The organism is bacterium (assembly GCA_026708055.1).
Lineage (GTDB): Bacteria > Actinomycetota > Acidimicrobiia > Acidimicrobiales > CATQHL01 > VXNF01.
Map to the genome: position 1 here is coordinate 53,862 of JAPOVS010000040.1, position 18,925 is coordinate 72,786.

Sequence of the window (18,925 nt, forward strand, 5' to 3'; positions counted from 1 at the left end):
TCGATGGTCTTGCCAGCAGGGGGAAGCTCGGAGGATCACCGTCAGGAATACGAAGTCGGAACGAACGTGCGCGTTCTAAACCGAGGGAAGTCGCGACCGCCTGTGAGGAGGCGCTCTCCCCGCACGGTAGAAGCTTCTCGACGGACTTCAACCGGGTAGGCCTCGGTGGCGCTGCTCTGGCTGAGCTCGGGGGCGACGGTGTTGCCGCGTCGGCGGCTGCCCGCTCGCGGACACCGCCCGGCGACCCTCTGGGCGACGCTGCCGTCAGATCACAACGGCAACCCGCGGCGGACCGCCTCTGCCGAGCGGTCGTGCAGTGCAGCGTCCGACTCATAGCTGGCAGCCAGTCCTTCGAAGATGGCCGCCGTGCGCGGCCAACTGCTGAGATTGCGGCTCTTCTCGCGGTACGTCGCGACCAGTTGGCGCTCTTGGTCGCCTCCGTCGGTCGGCGAGCGGTTCGTCGCACCCCGCTGGTTGCGGAGAGCCACATGGAGGCCGAGGGCGACGTCGTCACTTCGTAGGCGCTCGATCAACTCGCGTACCGGGAGGCTCGGCCATTCGCCGCCGGGGTCCGGGGGTGACACCGCCAGTGCCTTGCCGATCATCTGGTCGCCGATGACCGCTCGGTCGACTTCTGCGAGGCGGTCCCGGGCGCGGTCGACCCAGTTGTTGAGTTTCTCTTCGTCGAGTTTGCCATCCTCGTCGGCGCCGGGCGAGACCTGCGAGGAGGGCCACGAGCGGAGCAGGCTGTCGGCGTTGAGTGCCCGCCGGCGGTCGGCGTCGCTCAATTCGGGCCGAACTTCGGGCGCTGCATGAGCGGGCTTGAAGGCGAGTTCGACGAGCGAGACGAAGAAATCGGGGTTCTGTGCCAACTCTCGATACAGGTTCGGTGCCTTGAAACGGGAGTCATGCCGCAACGCCCGATAGTAACGCCACTCGATCGCCGCGACGCGTCCGGGACCGAGATGCTCTCGATGGCGATCCAGGGCGTCCATCAGGAGGGTCAAGTAGTCGCGGTCCAGGGGGCTAGTCCGTGTCTGCCAGTCTTCCTGTTCGACCCGTTCCTCGAGACAGGCGGCCGCCTCCTCTGCGAATTGCGGCTCGGATCCGAGGGTGTGCAAATGGGGTGCCAGAAATGACGCAGCTGAGCCGGCGCGTCCGGCTCCTCGCAGACACTGGGACACTTCAAGAACTTCGGTGAGACTGGGAGGCGACCCTACGTACCAGTAGCCGGCGCGCCCCCAATACTCAGCAGCGACATCGCCGCCCAACTTGTTGACCTCCCGCCAGGGTCGCTGCGTGGCTGGGATCGCCCTGAACAGGTCAGCCGTCACCTGCGCCGTCAAGAATTGATGTTCGATTAGCCAGCGAATGCCGTCCCACCGGTGGTCGCTGAACCGGCTGCAGAAGTAGCCCAGCGCCATCTGGGTCACCGCTTCAGGCGCGGCGTTCATCGCTGAGAGCATGTCGCTATCGAAATCCGTTCCGATTGTTGCCAGCGCAAGCCCGACTTCATATGGCTGGGCCACTGCGGCAGCAAACTCAAGCAACTCGCCAATGCTGTGGAGATCGAGGATCGCCTCGATCGCCTTGACCCGCCGTGCTGCCAACGCCTCCGTGTACGCCTCATGGTCCAGCGGCGATATCCCGTCGATGTGTCCGAACCCGCCGCCGAACAGCAGGCCATACGCGTTCAGCGGTGTTGACGGACGCAGGGGCTCGAGCAGCGCCTCGAACTCCACGAGTTCGATCTCGGGGAGAGCCCAACTCGTGCCGTTGCAGTCGCGGTGAAGCGAGATCATTCGACGCAACGCAGACCAGACGGCAGATCTGATTTCCTCACCGGGGCCTGAGTCGGCTACGGCAGCCAACGATGCGTGCAGGGATTTGCGAGCGGCGGCAGCGAGGTCGCCGACACGTTCGACGAGCACGGCAAGGCGTTCTGGCTCTGTCCCTGCATCGTCGACGAGCCGGGACGCGACCGCGGAGACGGTTCGGTCATACTCGATCTCGGTAACGACTGGCCTCGAGTCCATCCAGGGGCGGAAACGCGGGCCGGGACTGTCGAACACCGTGTCCGTCGCGCTGGGCAGCATCGACAGCATGAGATCCCAGGCCGCAGCACCGTGGCGACCTCGAAGCATGTCGAGTACCGCTAACCGTTGTTCACTGTCCGCGGACGTATGGGGACTCCAGGGGCACATGATCTCTGCGAGGCTCTTGCCGGGTCGGTTCGACCAGCCGCCGCCAGGGTCGGACTCAGCGAGTTCCGCGAGAAGGTCGGTGGTCGGCTTGATGTAGTCGTTGGACCACGCCAGGAGCTCCAACGCTTCGAGGACACGCAAGTGCGGCGAATCCGTCGGGAACCCGAAGTCGTCGTTTTGGCGATCGGCGAACAGCACGCTCGCGAACCGGTGAGGTTCGGCCAGGCACGACCGCAGACCCGCCAGCACCGGGGCCGGGGCAGCCTCCGCCAGCAGGGGCAGAATGTCAGCCACTGACACCCAGGTCGTCGGATCTGGGTCGTCGCTCGCTGCACGCAGGATCCGCGCCACGATGTGTTCGGCGGCGTTGGCGGAAGACCCTACATCGCCTCGCAGCCGCGGCGGGACGGTTCCAAGTAGCGCAAGCGTCGTGGCGACACCGCTCCGGAGTTGCGGCGAGTATCGGGCCCTGACACCTTCGAACTGCGCTGCCAAGCGCTCGGTCTGGCTCAATCCGTAGAGCGGATCGGGTTCGGTCAAAACCTCGGCTGCAAGGTCACCGAGCAACTCGAGGTCCTCTCGCGAGATCTGATCGTCGATGAGAGCCCACGCGTCGGCCGGTGCGACCACATGCCATCGCTCATCGGTCAGCAACATCGGCGGCTCGCGCTCACTGGCGACCGTGTGCAGCGCCTCGACGACATCTTCGTCCGAGCAACCGACGAAACGCTCGACGACGCTGCGGTCACCATCGCTGGTCTGGTTCCAGCTGTTGAGCATGATGCTCCTACGCAGGATCTTGTCAACCGCACCGACCGCCCAAGCCGGGCGATGCAGGTCCGGTTCGGTGGCCAACCTTCGGCGGAGTGTCAAGAGGCTCATCCGCGCCAAGGCGCCGAATTCACCAGCGGTGAAGAAGTCCTCTCCGGCAGTTCTCATCTGATCCGCCACAGCGGCGGCGTCCACGGCATCCAGCACGATGTCAGCCCGTGAACTTCCAGGTATGGGAACGATCAGGCGGTGAGTGCTGTCCGGCGGAAGACACGGCGCAAAATCGGCCGACGGAACAACCACCGTCATCCCGGGGACGCTTCTGGACTGTCGCCCTGAGGATTCGCGTGTCCCCGCGGCCAGCAGACGCTGCGCCGTTTCCTTGTCGTCAACGTAGAGGAAGTCGCCCCGCGGCCATTCGCCTGGCGGCCCGGAGACGAGCGCTGCCGTCACGAAGGCGAGGATCTCCTCGCTATGCATATCGCCGCCGATCGTGATGATTCCGCCGCGTTGCTCGCTGCAGAGGGAACGCAGTCGGTCGGCCTGATCGCCACGGCCTGCGAGCACCACCTCCACACCGAGAGGGATCCTGGTCGTAGCGAGCCAGCGATGCCACCAAGCCGAGACCAGTTCGAGCCCGCGCGCCGGCTCGCCCAACTGCTCACGCAGCCAGACGGTCGTGACCGGAGCGCACTCCAGCCAGGACACGATGTCGTCCACCTTCAACGCCAGAACAGACCGGTAATCGCCGGCCTGCTCCTTCTCGTCGGCGAACGAGCGCGCCTTTGTCCAAGGCGCGCAGACCACTGCCACGTAGGCCTCGTCGGCGCGCTCGGCGGGTGAGGTCTGCCTTAGGCGCTTCCAGTAGTCTTCGCATGCCTTCCCATGGGATCCAGTCTGCTGCGTGGACAGTTCCCATCTCGAACGACCCGCCGGCACGAACCGATTCCCGTCAGTGCACCTGACAACGCCGTCCCAGCCCGCCGTTCCGACATCTGTTCCCGCGGGCATGTCGATCCACTCCGCCGACGGCTCGGTCTCTGCGATCAGGCTGCGGATCAGCCTCGGTAGCTCCCGCTCGGCTTCAGCGGTTCTGGCCCACTGAAGAAGCCGGTCGCGGTTGACGCGCATCGACTCGGGCACCGTTGCCATGAGGTGTCTTCGAGATATCAGCCCGTCTGCCAGACTCCGCGCCAAGTCGGCCTCCTCCCCGCTCACGAGAGCCAGCAGCCCAGTGCCGCGCAGGCGATTCGCGATCCGACCAAGATCGCGCACTCTCGCCGCGACAGAGGGCAGTCGCGTGACGAACCCCCGAGTCGTCTCCCCGGCCTCGCCGGCCGCACGGAGTTCCGCCAAGTCCGCCTTGGCGTAAGCGAACGCCTCCCTCAACTCCGAGCTTGCAACGGGGGCCAACACATCGCCAAGCACGGCATCACCCCGACTCTCGACCTCTGCGGCCACCTGCCGAAGCCAACTGCGCCTCAGAGCATCATCCGGCGCGCTGTCAAAAGCCCTCAGTCGACTGCCCGCTGTTGCCAGAATCCGCTCTCGATCAGCAGACACGCGGTAAAGGCGAAGCCCCTCCGCCCAGACCAACTCGAGTTCATCCGCGTCTGCTGCGCAGCCGAGGCGGTCGAGAATCGGATCGAGACGCTCGGGTCGCACGGAATCGCGGGCACTCATGGCAAACTCCGGCCACGAGCTTGAACGCTGCCCGGCAACACTCGCAGCCCGCGCGCCTCGAGCGCCTGCCGCGCAACCACGAGACTCTCTGGGCCCGGGCGGTAATGGCCACTCCTGTTATTGACGAGAATCACCAACTGCTCACTTCCATCTCTCACGACCTCGATCTCTCCTGCTGCGTACACAGGACCCCCACGCGATAGCACCGCGTGCGAGATTTGCTCACCCATCAGATGACGGCGACACACCAGAGGCCGATCTCCGACAACGACGTAGATCATCGGTTCTCCGAGTTCAACCAGGGTCTCGAACTCTGTGCTCGGCACCTCGACGGTAACGGCGCCGGCGCGCTCCGCCGCAGCCATCTCCTGAAGCAGATGTTCGGGATAGCGGTTGTCGTAGGTACGAGGCACGTTCCTCCAGATCCGAGCCGGACGCTCATGGCTGCCGACCATCGATTGGTCGGCGCCGGGTGCCCGGTTCCTGCAGTTGGCGACCGCGGAATCACCCTGCCGACTTTCGAAGACGCGAAGGCACCGCTGAAGGGGACCTTCGCAAGAAGTCGCGCGCTCGCGGTCACGGAGCCTCGGGGCGCTGGATCGCAGCCACCGCTGCGGTCTACCGGTTCGGCTCGGAGAGGCATACTGCTCGTTCGTGGAACGATACCGATCATCGACTCGCTTCGGACACTTGGAGCGGGCGAGGCGAGTCCTCCATCACCACAGCCCACCCGGAGGGGTCGGCAGGTGCCGCGGTGCCTGAGTTGCCCGAGGTCGAGACGATCCGCCGCCAGCTGGAGCCGCGGCTGGTCGGGCGCCGGATCACCGAGGCGGCTGGCCACTCCAGCGAGAAGTTCCTGCCGGCGCGGGATGTCACCGGGGCGAAGGTCGATGCTGTCGCCCGGCGGGGCAAGTACCTGCTCATCGCGCTGGACGACGGCCGCGAGTTGGTGCTGCACCTCGGCATGACCGGGAGGCTGCAATTCGCCGCCGCCCCGCCGAGCGACCACTATGTGCGGGCCTGGTGGGGTCTCGACGACGGAGCAGCACTGGAGTTGCACGATGTGCGCCGGTTCGGGAGGGTGCGGGTCGTGCCGGCGGGGTGCTACGACGCCATCCCCACGCTGGCGCAGTTGGGACCCGAGCCGCTGGGCGAGGGGTTCAGCGCCGAGGGGCTCTGGTCGGCGCTGCGCCGGAGCCGGCGCCGGGTCAAGACGCAGCTGCTCAGCCAGCGCCCGGTCGCGGGGCTGGGCAACATCTACGCCGACGAGGCTCTCTGGCGGGCCGGCATCAACCCCGCCAAGCGCCGGATAACCCGCGCCGAGGCCGCGGCCCTGCACGCCGCGATCCCGGACGTGCTGCGGCAGGCCATCGCCCACCGCGGCACCACGTTCCGCGACTACCGCACCCTGCTGGGCCCGGGGGGCGACAACTACGCCCATCTGGACTGCTACGGCCGCGGCGGTGAACCCTGCCCCCGCTGCGGCGCCGAACTGCGAACCCGCGTCCTCGACGCCCGCAACACCACGTACTGCCCCGCCTGCCAGCGCTGAACGAACCCCGGCGCCGAGCGCTCTGTCCACCACGGCGGGAAAGGGACAGCGCGGTTGGCACATGGGCGGTACGGCCGCGCCGGGTGACGAGAACTAGCGTTGACGGCGGCCGGGCATATCCCCATGACCGGACACGACACACGACACGAGACCCCTCCCATGACTCACCGCCTGACGCAGTACAGCCACGGCGCGGGTTGAGCCGGCAAGCTCGGTCCCGGTGACCTGGCGCAGGTCCTGCGCTCGCTCCCAACGCACGCTCACCCCGATTTGCTGATCGGTACTGGCGACGACGCCGCCGTGTGGCGCCGGTCCGACGGGCGCGCCCTGGTGTCGACGGTGGACTTCTTCCCGCCGGTCACCGACGACGCCGAGACGTGGGGCCGGATCGCCGCCGCCAATGCGGCCAGCGACGTCTACGCCATGGGCGGGCGCCCACTGTTCGCCCTCAACCTGGCGGTGTGGCCGCGAGACCGCCTCCCGCTGGAACTGCTGGGCGATGTTCTGCGCGGCGGCGCGGCGATGGCCACCGAGGGCGGCTGGCAGGTGATCGGCGGCCACACGACCGAGGGACCCGAGCCGATGTACGGGCAAGCGGTAACCGGTGAGGCGCGAGCCGACCGGCTGATGCGTTGCGCAGGCACCGGCGCGGACCGCAGTCTCGTCCTCACCAAGCCTGTCGGCACCGGCATCATCACGACGGCGCACAAGATCCTCCCACCCGGCGACCCCGTCCTCCCGGAGACTGCGTTCGGCGCCGCGGTGGCCGAGATGTGCCGGCTGAACGACAAGGCGTCGGAACTGGCCGTCGAGGCCGGTGTCACGGGCGCGACCGACGTGACCGGATTCGGCCTGCTCGGGCACCTGCAGGAGATGTGCGCGGCCAGCGGGATCGGCGCGGCGCTGCACGTGGCCGAGGTCCCGCTGCTGCCCGAGGTCACCTCCCTCGCCGCAGCGGGGTACGTCCCCGGCGGGACCGGCCGCAACCTGGCCGCCGTCGGCCGGCACCTCCGCCTGCGGTCCGGGGAGCCCGACGCGGTGCTCTTGAACATCCTGGCCGACCCGCAGACCTCGGGCGGCCTGCTCCTGGCGTGCCCGCCCGGCTCCGCCGGGGACCTCGTGAGCGCACTCACCGCAGCCGGGCACGCCGCCGCCGTCATCGGCGAGACCACCGGCTCGCTGCCTGCGGGGCAAATCGAGCTGGTCCTGGAGTCGTGAGCCACTGCGGCGAGGAACCAGCCGCATCGCCCGGTACGGGGGGAAACGCCCGTCGCCGCGCTACCGCCCCACGCCCCGCGGTCTGCGTGGCAGTCGTCCTGGTGGTCGGCGTGGTCGCGCTGTCGACGGCTTCGCTGTTCGTGACCCAGGACTACCTCATCGCACAGGGTGTCCGCATTGTGATCGTCTCCTTCACGCTGGGAGCGATCCCGTTCTCCAACCTCCTGGCTCAGTCGGTCGCCGGAACGGATCTGCGGTCCGTCGGCAGCGGCACCGTGTCGGGCACAGCGCTGTACCGCGTGGCCGGCTTCGCCCCCCTCGCGGTGGGCGGACTCATGGACGTCGCCAAGGCGGTGCCCGGGGTCCTCGCTGCTGGTTCGGCGCCCCTGGTGAGCGCCCTGGCGGCGGGAGCGGCGGTCGCCGGGCACAACTGGTCGCCGTTCCTGCGTGGCGCCGGAGGGCGCGGTGTGTCACCCGCCATGGGAGCGCTGGCGGTCGTCTACTGGCCCGGGGCGGTTCTGCTGCTGGCCGGGCTGGGGATCGGGCGGGTGATCCGCCAGACCGGGCTGGCGTCCTTCGCCGCCATGGTGGCGCTGCCGCTGCTGGCGCTGTCTTGGGGCGGCCGCGACGCTGCGCTGGCGGGCTCCGTGGTGGTGGCCCCGATGCTGCTCAAGCGACTCACCGCCAACAACACCGTGCCCCCGGCAGGCCGCCGGGCGCGCGTCGCACTGCGTCGCCTGCTCTACGACAACGACGGTGCGCCGTGAGGCTTCCGCGGCCGGGCGCCGCAACCGCCGGGATGGCGCTGTGAGTTCGCTGCGCCGCGTCCTCGGCGGCACCGACTTCCGGCGCCTGCTCGTCGGCCAGGGCGTCTCGGGTCTGGGCGACTGGATGGCCACCTTCGCGCTCATGGCGCTGGCCTGGGAGGTCACGTCCTCGACGAGCGCCGTGGGCGGCATCCTCACGCTGCGGCTGCTGCCGGCCGCCCTGGGCGGCACGGTGGCCGCCAGGGTGTCGTTGCGCTGGGACCGGCGCCGCACGATGCTGGCGACGGATCTGCTGCGCGCCGGGATCGTGGCGATCATCCCCCTCATCGCCCAACTCTGGTGGATCTACCTCTGGGCGTTCGTCCTGGAGGCCGCCAGCGTCATCTTCCTGTCCGCCCGTGACGCCGCCGTCCCCGACCTCGCCGAGCCCGATGACCTGCCCACGGCCAACAGCCTGATGCTGGGGTCCTCCTTCGGGAGCATCCCCGTCGGCGCGGGCGCCTTCGCCGTCCTCACCCTGCTGCCGTTCGCGGACCAGGGTTGGCTGGAGTCCCGCCCGCACGCCGTCGTGTTCTGGATCGACGCGCTGACCTATCTGGTCTCGGCTTTGCTCATCGCCCGTATGGCACCCCTGAAGAAACCGACCGGCGTCGTGGTGGCAGGCACCAGCGCGGGACGTCTGCGAGACGCCGTGCACATTCCCCTGGTCCGCTCGATCATGCCCGCGGCCGCCGCGGTGGCACTCGGGCTCGGCGCGTTGTTCTCCCTGGGCCTGAGCCTCGTACTCGTGGAACTGGCGGCATCGAACCTGGAATTCGGAGTGCTGATCGCCGTCTTCGGCGTGGGGGCGGGCGCCGGCCTGATCATCGCCACCCAACTCGCGCTCCCGCTGATGGAGATGACCCGCTACGGCACCCTGACCATGGGCGCACTGGTGGCCTGCATGAGCCTCAGCCCCGTGCTCTGGCTGACCTATCTGGGTGCGTTCGGCTTCGGCCTGGCAGCGACGGTGGCGCTCACGTCGGGCATGACAGCCCTGCAATCCGGTACCACCGAGATAGAACGCGGCCTCGCGTTCGCCGCCTTCCACATGGTCATCCGGATGGCGCTGGGGCTTGCCGCCGTGGTGGCCGGTGCGATCCGCGACGCTCTCGACGAGGTGACGATCTTCGATTTCTGGACGCTCAGCGGGACCCGGCTCGTTCTCCTGGCTTCGGGAATCCTCGTCGTGGGCAGCGCTGTGGCGGTGCGCGCCGGATCGCTCGAAGATCCGGATACGAATAACGCTTCGTGACCGTCCTGACACGTGCTGCAGCAACCGGGCGCGCCCGCCTGCCGGGCGTCTCGGGGCCGGCGGTGACGGCGTGACGGTCGCGGTCGTCACCGACAGCGCCGCCGCACTCCCGCCGGCGATGCAGCGGGACCTGGACATCAGCGTCGTGCCGATCCTGCTCACCGTCGACGGGAGGGAGATCGCCGACGACGCCCTGCCGCCGCACGAACTCCTCGCCGCGGGCACCCTGAGTACCGCGGCGCCGAGCGCCGGCGCATTCACCCGCGCCGTGCGCGAACGCCAGAGTCCCGACGGCGTGCTGGTGCTGACCCTCTCGGACAAGCTGTCGAGCAGCCACCGGGCGGCCGTGCTCGGCGCACGAGAGGCCGAGGGTTCCACGATCGTGGTGGACACCGCCAACGCGGCGGGCGCCCAGGCCCTGGCCGTGCACGCCGCGGCCGTCGCCGCACGGCGCGGCGCCGGCCTGGCCGAGGCGGCGGACATCGCCCGCCGCGTCGCCGCACGAGCGCGCCTCATCGGCGTGCTCGGCAGCCTCGAACAACTCGTGCGAAGCGGGCGGATCCCCTCGATGGCCGGCCGGGCCGGGGATCGGCTGGGGGTCCGACCGATGTTCGACGTGCACGACGGTCGGATCCGGCGGCTGCTGCCGAGCCGCAACACGGAGACCGCCCACCGGCGCATCCTGGATCAGTGGCGCCAGAGTCGCCCGGCCGAGGTCCGCGCCCTGCACGTCGCCGCCGTCCACGCCGGCGCGCCCACCGATGCCGAGGCCCTCCTGGCGGCAGTGACAGCGGAGACCGAGCCGGCCACGGCGTTCATCGGCGGCTTCGGCGGGGCACTGGTCGCCACCGCCGGCGTGGGGGTCTCGGGACTCGCCTGGTGGTGGGAGACGCCCGAGGATCCGCTCTAGGTCAGCCTGCCCGCACGCCCGGCGCCGGCGCCTCCGAGAGGCCGTGCGCGCAGCGGCCGTCGGCGGTGACGGTGAGGATCTCGGCACCGTCGGCGGTCACCAGGAGCGTGTGCTCGAACTGCGCGCTGCGCGACCGGTCGGCCGTCACCGCCGTCCAACCGTCGTTCCACAACTCCACCTGCGGGCTGCCGAGCGTGAGCATCGGTTCGATCGTGAAGGTCATGCCCTCGGCCAGCGGCGTCGAGTTGCGCGGATCGTGATAGTGCGGGATCTGCAGGTTGCCGTGGAAGTCGGTCCCCACGCCGTGGCCCACGAACTCGCGCACCACCCCGAGACCGCCCGGACGCGCCACGCCTTCGATTGCCCTGCCGATCTCGCTGACCGGCACGCCGGGCGCCACCACCGAGATCGCCGCCTGCAGCGCCCGCAGCGTCCCGCTCACGAGCCGGCGGCTCGGGGCGTCCACCTCGCCGGCGCAGAACATGGCCGAGGTGTCGCCGTGCACCCCATCGAGGTACACGGTCACGTCGATGTTCACGATGTCGCCGGCAACCAGCGGACGGCTGTCGGGAATGCCGTGGCAGATGACCTCGTTCACCGACGTGCAGACCGATTTCGGGAAGGTGCGGTACCCGAGCGGGCTGGGGTAGGCACCTCGGGCGAGCACCTCGGCGTGGACGACCTCGTCGATGGCGTCGGTGGTGACACCGGGAGAGACCTGCCGGCCGGCAATGAGCAGGATCTCCGCGGCCGCCGCCCCCGCGCGGCGCATCGCCTCGATCTCCGCCTGCGAGCGCACCGGCGACATGCGCGCCGGTCCCGGCTCCCCGCGCGCGTTGCGAACATACGGCGGGCGGGCAATGTGGCGAGGCACCGGTCGGGGCGGCCCGACGATGCCCGGCTGCACCGAGGCGGACCGCACCAGCGGCCGCCGCTTGCGCTTGGCCACTCCCCTACACCGCGGCCGGGTCGCCCGGCGGCGGCGCGGGCCAGACCGGCGGCGGCGCGGGCCAGACCGGCGGCGGCGCGGGCCAGACCGGCGGGCGCTTCTCGAGGAACGCCCCGATGCCCTCCTGAGCGTCGTCCATGGCGGCGTTGGCGGCCATGACCTGACGCGTGTACTCGTAGGCCTCGGGCTCGGCGCGATCGAGTTGCTCGTAGAAGGCCCTCTTGCCGATCGCCAGCACGCCGGCGCTGAAGCGGCCGATCCGTCCGGCCAGGTCGGCCACCGCCTCCTGCAGCTCCCCGGCGGGCACCACCCTGTTCACCAAACCCCACTCAGCCGCGGTGGCGGCGTCGATGGGGTCACCGGTGAGCAGCATCTCCAGAGCCCGCTTGCGCCCGATGGCACGCGACAGCGGCACCATGGGCACCGAGCAGAACAGGCCGATGCGCACCCCGGGCACGGCGAAGCGGCTCCGGTCGGTCGCCACGACAAGGTCGCAGGCCGCCACCACCTGGCAGCCGGCCGCGGTGGCGATGCCGTCCACGGCGGCCACCACCGGTTGCGGCACGCTGCGGATCATCGCCATCAACTCGCAGCACACGTCGAAGAGCTCCTCGTAGAAGGCGTCGGAGCGGTCCACCATCTCTGCCAGGTCGTGACCGGCGCTGAAGGCGGGGGACGTCCCCGAGACGACGATCACCCGCACCGCGGGATCGGCACCGAACCCACCGACCGCGGTGATGAGATCGCGCAGCACCGCCAGGCTGAGCGGATTGCGACGTGCGGGATTGTCCAGCAGCACCTCGCCGATGTCGCCGTTACGGCTCACGCGCACATGGCCCGTGGCCTGCGATCCGTTGCCCCCGGCCATGCGGCCAGCCTAACGGCGCGCCACCTGCGCCGCCCGGGAGGCCGTGCCGCTCACACAGGTGATCTACACCGAGTCTGACCTGCTGCGGCAGACCAACGGCAGAATATTCGGCACTGTAAACGTTGTTTCAATCAGTTTCATGTATTATCTGATGCATGAAACTGTGTGCAAGACGGCTGATTACGCTTCTGTCCGGCGCGATGCGGCGCGGGCCGAGCACAGGCGGCGCGGCGATCGGGCTCGTCGCCGCAATCATTCTGACCCCGGCCTGCGTGTCAGGTGGGCAGGACGCCACCGACGGCGCCGCCGCTCTCGCGCACCTGGCGGCGGCTTCGGCCGGCCACCCGCTGTCCCCGCTGTCAGCCGGGGAGGCCGGCCACACCCCCGGCGCGCCCGCACACAACGGATACCTTCGCGGATCGCCGGGTGAACCCGACGATCCTGCAACCGTCGACCATCCACCGGGCCCGGCGATTCCCGAAGAGCCACAGCCGGGATGGAGTCCTGAGGCCGTTCGAGCCGGCCACGCCCGCGGTGGCACCGGGATCCCGGCGCCCGAGAGAGAACGCGGCGCATCCGCCGCCACCACGTCGCCGGGACCGGTCGAGGTGCTGCCCGGACCGTCGGCGCCTGACGGGCCGGAACGCGAGTGGGCGGCACCGCACGGACCGGTGATGCTCGCATCCTCGCGCCACGGTGAGGAGCCACCTGCCGATGTCGCCGGCGCGATCCTCGACGCCTACACCGCGTTCTGGGACAGCTACTGGGCTGCGGCCAGCCATCCGGTGAACCCCGACCATCCGGGGATCGGAAGGCACAGCGTCGAGCCGCTGCGCAGCCGAACCGTCGGCGTACTGCGTGGGCGCGTGGCCGAGGGCGTCGCCCTGCGCCTCCCCGGCGATCACGGTGCCGGCCGGGTCGTCCACATCGAGGGCTGGGACGCCGACAGCGCCGAGGTCCTGGACTGCTTCGTGGACACCGCCGTCCTCTACGAGGTGGCGACGGGTCGCGTGCGCAACGACGAGCACGCCACCGTGGTGCATCTGGCGCTGATGCGGCGCCAGGGCGGCACTTGGCGCGTGGCGGAGATCTTCGAACAGGCGATTCACACAGGAAGGACGGACGGATGCATCCTGCAGACCAACACTCACTGGCGGCCGGCACCCCCCGGAACCGCGCTCGCGTCACCGGTCGGATCAGAACGCGACGGCGTCGCGGGCACGTCGCGGTCGCCCTGGTGACAGCCGCCGGGGCGCTGTCTGTGGGGGCGCCCGCCGTCGCCGCGGCCGACTCGACCGAGGTCGAGAACTGCAGCGACGGCAAAAACTTCTGCTCGACACTCACCGTCGAGCGCCCCACGGTCGAGGAACCGCCGCCGAAGAACACAGGCAGCAGCCTCAACTACTGCGGACCCTTCTACCTCCAGGACGACGGCACCTACAACGTCGACATCTGCGACTCCGACGGCAAGTACATCCAGACCCTCAACCTGGCTCCGAGCAAGTCGCGGCCCCGCCCTGGCCAGTCCTCGGTCATCTCGTCGGCGATGGGAGCGCTCAACCCGCCTCGACCGACGATCCACACCTCGCCGGGCTACCGGAAGGGGTTGCTGGTGCAGACCCCGACGTGGCTCTGGCTGCCGCCGTCGTACTGGCGCACCTACAGCACCACGATCATGGTCTGGGGGTACGTGGTCACGATCTTCGCCACACCCACCGTGGTGCGTTGGAAAATGGGCAACGGCGACGCGATCACCTGCCTGGGCCCGGGCACCCCGTGGATCCCGGGTTTCAGCGACACGCTCAGCACCTGCAGGTACACCTACCGGCACTCCTCCGACGGTGCCCCGAGGGACCGCTACAAGATCACCGCCACCGTCACCTTCGTGGGCAGTTTCACGACCGTGGGCCTCGGCGGCATGCGCGGCCCGCTGGGAGCGGTGACCCGCAGTTCGTCCGTCTACGCCCCCGTGGCGGAGATCCAGGGTCTGGTGGTGTGAACCTACGGCAGTCGGCGGGGAGCCTGCGGCCCCATAGGCTCGGGCCGTACCCGCCCAGGCGCCCGGGAGGCCCGCATGTTCACCGCCCTGCTGCTCTCCAAGACCGAAGACGGATTCCAGCACAGCATCAGCCGGCTCGCCGAGGATCAGCTCCCGGACCACGAGGTGACCGTCGCCGTGGACTATTCCACGGTCAACTATAAGGACGGCCTGGCGATCTGCAACGGCGCGCCGGTGGTGCGCAACTGGCCGCTCGTGCCGGGCATCGACCTGGCAGGTGTCGTCGAGGCAAGCGATCACCCCGACTGGCAACCCGGCGACCGCGTGACCGTGAACGGCTGGGACCTCGGCGAGAAGCACTGGGGCGGCATGGCCACCAAGGCGCGTGTCGAGGCCGGCTGGCTGACGCGCCTGCCCGCCGGCATCGACACGCGCGCCGCGGCCGCCATCGGCACCGCCGGCTACACCGCCATGCTGTGCGTGATGGCCCTGGAGGACCACGGCGCCGGCCCCGAGGGCGGCCCGGTCGTCGTCACCGGCGCCGCCGGGGGCGTCGGCAGCGTGGCGGTCGCCGTGCTGGCCAAACTGGGCTACGAGGTGGTGGCCTCCACCGGTCGGGCGGACAGCGAGGGCGACTACCTGCGCAGCCTCGGCGCCGCGGCCATCATCGACCGCAGCGAGTTGAGCGAGCCCGGCGGGCGACCCATGGCGAGGCCCCGCTGGGCGGCCGGCGTGGACACCGTCGGCAGCCACACGCTCGTGAACCTCATCGCGGCGCTCGAGCCCGAGGGCTGTGTGGCCGCCTGCGGCCTGGCCGGCGGCTCGGATCTCTCCGGCACCGTGTTCCCGTTCATCCTCCGGGGGGCGAGCCTGCTGGGGGTCAACTGCGTCTACCAGCCGGCCGCGCGCCGGACCGAGGCCTGGCAGAGGCTGGCCACCGACCTCGACGGAGGCACCCTGGAGTCCATCACCAGCGAGGTGCCCCTGGGGGAGGTGCCCCGGGTGGCCGCTGACATCCTCGCCGGGGCGGTGCGGGGCCGGGTCGTGGTGGACGTGAACGCCTGAGAATCAGACCCGGCGAGGCGGTACGCTGCGGCCCGGCGGCCCGGGGCGGCGACAGCGACAGTCCCTCCCGGCGGCTGCGGGAACGCATCGAGCACGAGGAGAGACCCGATGGGCTACTTCGCACGATCCTGGGAACTCGGCAAGACGTCCTGGCGCGTCCTGCGCAAGGACAAGGAGCTGCTGTGGCTGCCGGTCCTCGGCGGCCTGGCAGCGCTGATCATCGCCGGGGTCGTCTTCGGCCTGATCGTGCTGATCGACTACGACCCGGCGGTGGGCTGGGGGGACTTCGAGGTCAGTGGCGGATCGAGGTGGCTGGTCGTCCTGGGAGTCGTCGCCAGCACCGTCGCCGTCTACTTCTTCCAGGGCGCCCTGGTTCACGGCGCCCGTGAGCGGCTCACCGGTGGCGACCCCACGGTGGCCAGCGCCATCCGCGGCGCCTCGGGCCGGTTCGGCACCATCGCCGTCTGGGCGATCATCGCCGTCGTGGTGGGCATCATCATCAACTCGATCCAGGCGGCGGCGCGCGACCGCGCCGGCTTCGCCGGGGCGCTGCTCGGCGGTCTCCTGGATCTGGCGTGGCGGGTGATGACCTTCCTGGTGATGCCGATCATCATCGCCGAGCGCGTCGGCGCGTTCGGGGCCCTCGGGCGTTCCAAGAACCTGCTGCGGCGGACCTGGGGCGAGAACCTCGTCGCCCAGGCCGGGCTCTCCATCGTGGGCTTCGTCCTGATGGCGCCCGGACTGCTCATCGCCATCTTCCTGGGCACGGGACCGCTGGGGGTCTTCGGTGTCATCGTCGGTGGCCTGCTGATGATCCTCGGCGCCGTGGTGGCCTCGGCGCTGAGCGCCGTGTACCAGACCGCCCTCTACGAGTACGCCACGACCGGCGAGTCCCCGGCCGAGTTCGCCGAGGTCGACCTGGGCCGGTCCTTCGGCCACCGCGAACGCGGCAGCAACTGGGGACAACCCGGCCGCTACCGCACATAGCGCTACCGCTCCCCCGCCGGCGGCGGGGCGGGCGTCACACGTCGAGCCAGTCGGGGCGGTCCGAGACTCCCTGGACGGTCCAGCAGCCGTCCACGACGATGCACTGGCCGTCACACACCCGATGGCGCGTCCTCACCGCTCCCGCGAGACCGGCATGGGGCGCGCACGCAACGAACCATCGCTCGTATTCGCGGCGAGCCTGCCGCCTCCGGCAGGGGCGGGGCTCGGGCTTACGCCTGCTCGCCCAGCCGGGCCCGCAGGGCGGCCACCTCGGCCTCAGATGCGCGACGGGCGGCCTCAGCGGCCTCGGCACGATCCTCAGCGGCCGTGGCACGCGCCACGGCAGCGTCCCGTTGGTGGCGGGTCTCGTCTGGATCGGCTAGCCAGCAGCCGCTTCTGGAGTCCCGAAAGCGCAGACGGTGGTCCTCGGCGTGAAGATCCAAGCCGAGGACCCGGCTGTGGCCGCGCAGACGGCCGCCGTCGTCGGTGCCCACCGCTATCGGCGCCCAGGCGCCGCCCTCCCGGCGGTCGCCCTGCAGGGCGGGCGTGTAGAACTCGCCGCCGGTGGGGTCGAGGCGCCAGTACTCGCTGACGCCCATCTCCAGATACGCCGCGGGCTTGTCGTCCAAGTCGTTCCGGTAGGTGCGCTCCGAGGCGACCTCCAGCACGAACGCGGGCGGCGCGCCCACCTCCCAGAGCCGGTAGCTGGCCGCCTCCTGGATGCGGCGGGGCTCCACGCCGAAGCACACGAACACGTCGGGCGCGACCACCCTGCGGGCCGGCAGCGGGCGGTAATAGACATTGAGGTCCTGGCCGACGAAGCAGCCCCGGAGCCCCGCGAAGTGCCCGCGCAGCGCGCCGTAGCACAGGAAGCGCACCAGCGAATGCAGGTCCGAGTCAGGCACGCTGGGAGTGGCGGGGTACGCCACGTCGGGATCCAAGTCGGCCAGCACGCTCACCGTCGCCTCCCCTCCCGCGGCCCAACCGCCGCGGCCTCGACCCCCAGCCTAACCCCACCGGCCCGCTGCCGCAGACACCATCTACTATTGCCATATACATTATATAGTAACATTATATTTAGATCACTCTGAACTCAGCAAACCAACACCGAGCTCGCGGCGGTGCCTGCGGATCAACTAGCTGTGTACGCGATGTCCCCCCTTTGTGGAGTCGCTCGCCAACGTGTCGTCCGACATCTCTCACAGCGGCAACACCCGAACCCGACTGCGGCCTTCGTCAACCACGACGAGGGCACCAGCCGACAGGTCAGCCTCATGCTGGCGGAGAGCGGCGATGATCGGTCCCTCCAGATGATCGGGTAGCACGTTCTCGGCGCGGACCTGAATCACGCTTGGCCCAGCCCGGTGCGATAGCGCCAACATGGTCCCAAAGTCAAGGTCGTGGGTGAAGACGACGTGCTTGTGCGAAGCCGCCCAGTCCATGATTTCGCCGTCGGTGGCCCTCGGATCGCCGACAGTCGACCAGTGCACAGCCTTCCACCCGTGCTCCCGCAACCTCGGCACCAATTCGGGCGACAGATTCATATCCAGCAGGAGCCTCAGGCTCACGGCACCGAGAGGGGAACCTCGCGTTCCTCGAGCCTCCACGCCGCGTAGGCCAGCGACTGTGCAATGTCCTCCCGCTCAAGGTAGGGATAGGCCTCCAGGATCTCGACCGGCGAGCGGCCGGACGCCAAGAGGCCCACGACCGTCCCCACGGTCACCCGCATCCCACGGATGCAGGCCTTGCCGCCCATGACCACAGGGTCGATGGTGATCCTGTCCAACGGTTCCATGATCCGTCACCTCTCCGACCGCCGACGCAAGCGAGCCGATGCATTCACGGTACCCCACCAGGCAACCCGACGACGACCACGAAGACACCCACGATGTCGCTGCCTCCGCGACACCACGGCCCGCCCTCCAATCGCCCTACCGGTCGCCCGCCGGAACAGCGGGGGGATCAAGTCCTCGTACATAGCCGGCCGGGGCCACCACCACAACCTCGGCACCCTGCTCGTACTGGTCGCCCAATCGGGCACTCAGGGCGGCGAACTCGGCCTCGGCTCGATTAACCGGCACACCGCCCATTGCCGAAATCCGGCTCAGCCCTCGCATCGTTACGCAGACGCGAAACGCTGCCGCCGCCAGCGGTGCTGCCCGGTGTCGGGCCGAGCCGTGCGGGCCCGGCGGACGTTGACGAGGATGTCCTGGCCGAGGCCGCCAGCGCCGCAGCCACGAGCAGACTCCGCGCCCAGGCCCTCACCGGGCCGGTCAGCCCCGCCGAACGCGGCGCGGCTATAGTCCCCCGCTGGCTTGGCCTCATCAGCCGGTGAGATCCGCCAACCGACGGCTTGCGCCCTGACCACAAGGAGAACTCTCATGGCGAACAACCCTGATCCCCGAGCGGCCGCGAGGCGACCCCTCGCCGCGCGGCGCACAAGCACCCCCCCCCCCCGCAGGCCGGCGACGCCGCGCTAGGGCGCTCCTAGCCGCCGCGGCGCTGCTGGCGGTCCTGGCCGGCGCGCTCGCCTCGACGCCCGCCGCCGCCCAAGAGCCCGGCGGCGAGGTCCGCATCGTCGCCCGCAAACACAACGACGGCAGAATCGAATTCGCCCTCCAACAACGCCACGGCGACACCTGGGGAGACCGACAACTC

General features: G+C 69.8%; 18 protein-coding genes. 9 read left to right on the plus strand and 9 right to left on the minus strand.

Features of this window, described 5'->3' with window-relative positions:
- Window positions 1-269 precede the first annotated feature (269 nt).
- Both OXG55_08265 and OXG55_08270 read right to left on the minus strand, forming a co-directional pair.
- On the minus strand, window positions 270-3,632 hold the full coding sequence (locus OXG55_08265) for a hypothetical protein (GenBank protein MCY4103236.1): 3,363 nt from the start codon (window positions 3,630-3,632) through the stop codon (window positions 270-272).
- Window positions 3,633-4,654: 1,022 nt separating this feature from the next.
- Window positions 4,655-5,071 carry a hypothetical protein gene (locus OXG55_08270; GenBank protein MCY4103237.1) on the minus strand — a complete coding sequence of 139 codons (417 nt, stop codon included), beginning with the start codon at window positions 5,069-5,071 and terminating at the stop codon, window positions 4,655-4,657.
- Between the two features lie 341 nt (window positions 5,072-5,412).
- On the opposite strand from OXG55_08270, the gene mutM reads away from it, so the two are divergent.
- The 5 genes from mutM to OXG55_08295 all read left to right on the plus strand — a co-directional run bounded on the left by mutM (window position 5,413) and on the right by OXG55_08295 (window position 10,399).
- Entirely contained in the window at window positions 5,413-6,210 is a 798-nt protein-coding gene (gene mutM / locus OXG55_08275; GenBank protein MCY4103238.1) for a bifunctional DNA-formamidopyrimidine glycosylase/DNA-(apurinic or apyrimidinic site) lyase, read from the plus strand.
- Between the two features lie 159 nt (window positions 6,211-6,369).
- Window positions 6,370-7,428 carry a selenide, water dikinase SelD gene (selD, locus tag OXG55_08280; GenBank protein ID MCY4103239.1) on the plus strand — a complete coding sequence of 353 codons (1,059 nt, stop codon included), beginning with the start codon at window positions 6,370-6,372 and terminating at the stop codon, window positions 7,426-7,428.
- An 86-nt stretch (window positions 7,429-7,514) separates the two neighbouring features.
- Window positions 7,515-8,195: a glycerol-3-phosphate acyltransferase gene (locus OXG55_08285; GenBank protein ID MCY4103240.1), complete on the plus strand. Its 681-nt coding sequence runs from the start codon at window positions 7,515-7,517 to the stop codon at window positions 8,193-8,195.
- A 40-nt stretch (window positions 8,196-8,235) separates the two neighbouring features.
- Window positions 8,236-9,489: an MFS transporter gene (locus OXG55_08290; protein MCY4103241.1), complete on the plus strand. Its 1,254-nt coding sequence runs from the start codon at window positions 8,236-8,238 to the stop codon at window positions 9,487-9,489.
- Window positions 9,490-9,559: 70 nt separating this feature from the next.
- Window positions 9,560-10,399, plus strand: a complete 840-nt coding sequence (locus OXG55_08295; GenBank protein ID MCY4103242.1) for a DegV family protein — start codon at window positions 9,560-9,562, stop codon at window positions 10,397-10,399.
- Between the two features lies 1 nt (window position 10,400).
- On the opposite strand, the gene map is transcribed toward OXG55_08295, so the two are convergent.
- Window positions 10,401-11,348, minus strand: a complete 948-nt coding sequence (gene map, locus OXG55_08300) for a type I methionyl aminopeptidase (GenBank protein MCY4103243.1) — start codon at window positions 11,346-11,348, stop codon at window positions 10,401-10,403.
- A 4-nt stretch (window positions 11,349-11,352) separates the two neighbouring features.
- Window positions 11,353-12,216 (minus strand): enoyl-CoA hydratase, encoded by an 864-nt coding sequence (locus OXG55_08305; GenBank protein MCY4103244.1) that lies wholly within the window; start codon window positions 12,214-12,216, stop codon window positions 11,353-11,355.
- A gap of 200 nt (window positions 12,217-12,416) precedes the next feature.
- On the opposite strand from OXG55_08305, the gene OXG55_08310 reads away from it, so the two are divergent.
- The 4 genes from OXG55_08310 (at window position 12,417) to OXG55_08325 (ending at window position 16,267) form a co-directional block, all read left to right on the plus strand.
- Entirely contained in the window at window positions 12,417-13,457 is a 1,041-nt protein-coding gene (locus OXG55_08310; protein ID MCY4103245.1) for a hypothetical protein, read from the plus strand.
- Window positions 13,454-14,215 (plus strand): hypothetical protein, encoded by a 762-nt coding sequence (locus tag OXG55_08315; GenBank protein MCY4103246.1) that lies wholly within the window; start codon window positions 13,454-13,456, stop codon window positions 14,213-14,215. The genes OXG55_08310 and OXG55_08315 overlap by 4 nt, the downstream gene beginning before the upstream one ends.
- A gap of 75 nt (window positions 14,216-14,290) precedes the next feature.
- Window positions 14,291-15,280, plus strand: a complete 990-nt coding sequence (locus OXG55_08320) for an oxidoreductase (GenBank protein ID MCY4103247.1) — start codon at window positions 14,291-14,293, stop codon at window positions 15,278-15,280.
- Between the two features lie 108 nt (window positions 15,281-15,388).
- Window positions 15,389-16,267, plus strand: a complete 879-nt coding sequence (locus OXG55_08325; protein MCY4103248.1) for a DUF6159 family protein — start codon at window positions 15,389-15,391, stop codon at window positions 16,265-16,267.
- Between the two features lie 230 nt (window positions 16,268-16,497).
- Here OXG55_08325 and OXG55_08330 read toward each other — a convergent pair whose 3' ends face one another.
- The 5 genes from OXG55_08330 to OXG55_08350 form a co-directional block, all read right to left on the minus strand.
- Window positions 16,498-17,226, minus strand: a complete 729-nt coding sequence (locus OXG55_08330) for a Uma2 family endonuclease (protein MCY4103249.1) — start codon at window positions 17,224-17,226, stop codon at window positions 16,498-16,500.
- A gap of 240 nt (window positions 17,227-17,466) precedes the next feature.
- Entirely contained in the window at window positions 17,467-17,829 is a 363-nt protein-coding gene (locus OXG55_08335) for a DUF5615 family PIN-like protein (protein MCY4103250.1), read from the minus strand.
- Window positions 17,830-17,831: 2 nt separating this feature from the next.
- Complete coding sequence (locus OXG55_08340; GenBank protein ID MCY4103251.1) at window positions 17,832-18,062, minus strand: DUF433 domain-containing protein; 231 nt, start codon at window positions 18,060-18,062, stop codon at window positions 17,832-17,834.
- A 136-nt stretch (window positions 18,063-18,198) separates the two neighbouring features.
- Window positions 18,199-18,357: a hypothetical protein gene (locus tag OXG55_08345; protein MCY4103252.1), complete on the minus strand. Its 159-nt coding sequence runs from the start codon at window positions 18,355-18,357 to the stop codon at window positions 18,199-18,201.
- Window positions 18,358-18,754: 397 nt separating this feature from the next.
- Window positions 18,755-18,898 (minus strand): hypothetical protein, encoded by a 144-nt coding sequence (locus OXG55_08350; GenBank protein ID MCY4103253.1) that lies wholly within the window; start codon window positions 18,896-18,898, stop codon window positions 18,755-18,757.
- Between the last annotated feature and the right edge of the window lie 27 nt (window positions 18,899-18,925).

Bases quoted from the DNA above. Each gene is read 5' to 3' on its own strand.
- OXG55_08305 (MCY4103244.1), bottom strand. From the start codon at position 12,216: ATGGCCGGGGGCAACGGATCGCAGGCCACGGGCCATGTGCGCGTGAGC.
- OXG55_08310 (MCY4103245.1), top strand. From the start codon at position 12,417: ATGCGGCGCGGGCCGAGCACAGGCGGCGCGGCGATCGGGCTCGTCGCC.
- OXG55_08320 (MCY4103247.1), top strand. From the start codon at position 14,291: ATGTTCACCGCCCTGCTGCTCTCCAAGACCGAAGACGGATTCCAGCAC.
- OXG55_08325 (MCY4103248.1), top strand. From the start codon at position 15,389: ATGGGCTACTTCGCACGATCCTGGGAACTCGGCAAGACGTCCTGGCGC.
- OXG55_08340 (MCY4103251.1), bottom strand. From the start codon at position 18,062: ATGGAACCGTTGGACAGGATCACCATCGACCCTGTGGTCATGGGCGGC.
- OXG55_08345 (MCY4103252.1), bottom strand. From the start codon at position 18,357: ATGGGCGGTGTGCCGGTTAATCGAGCCGAGGCCGAGTTCGCCGCCCTG.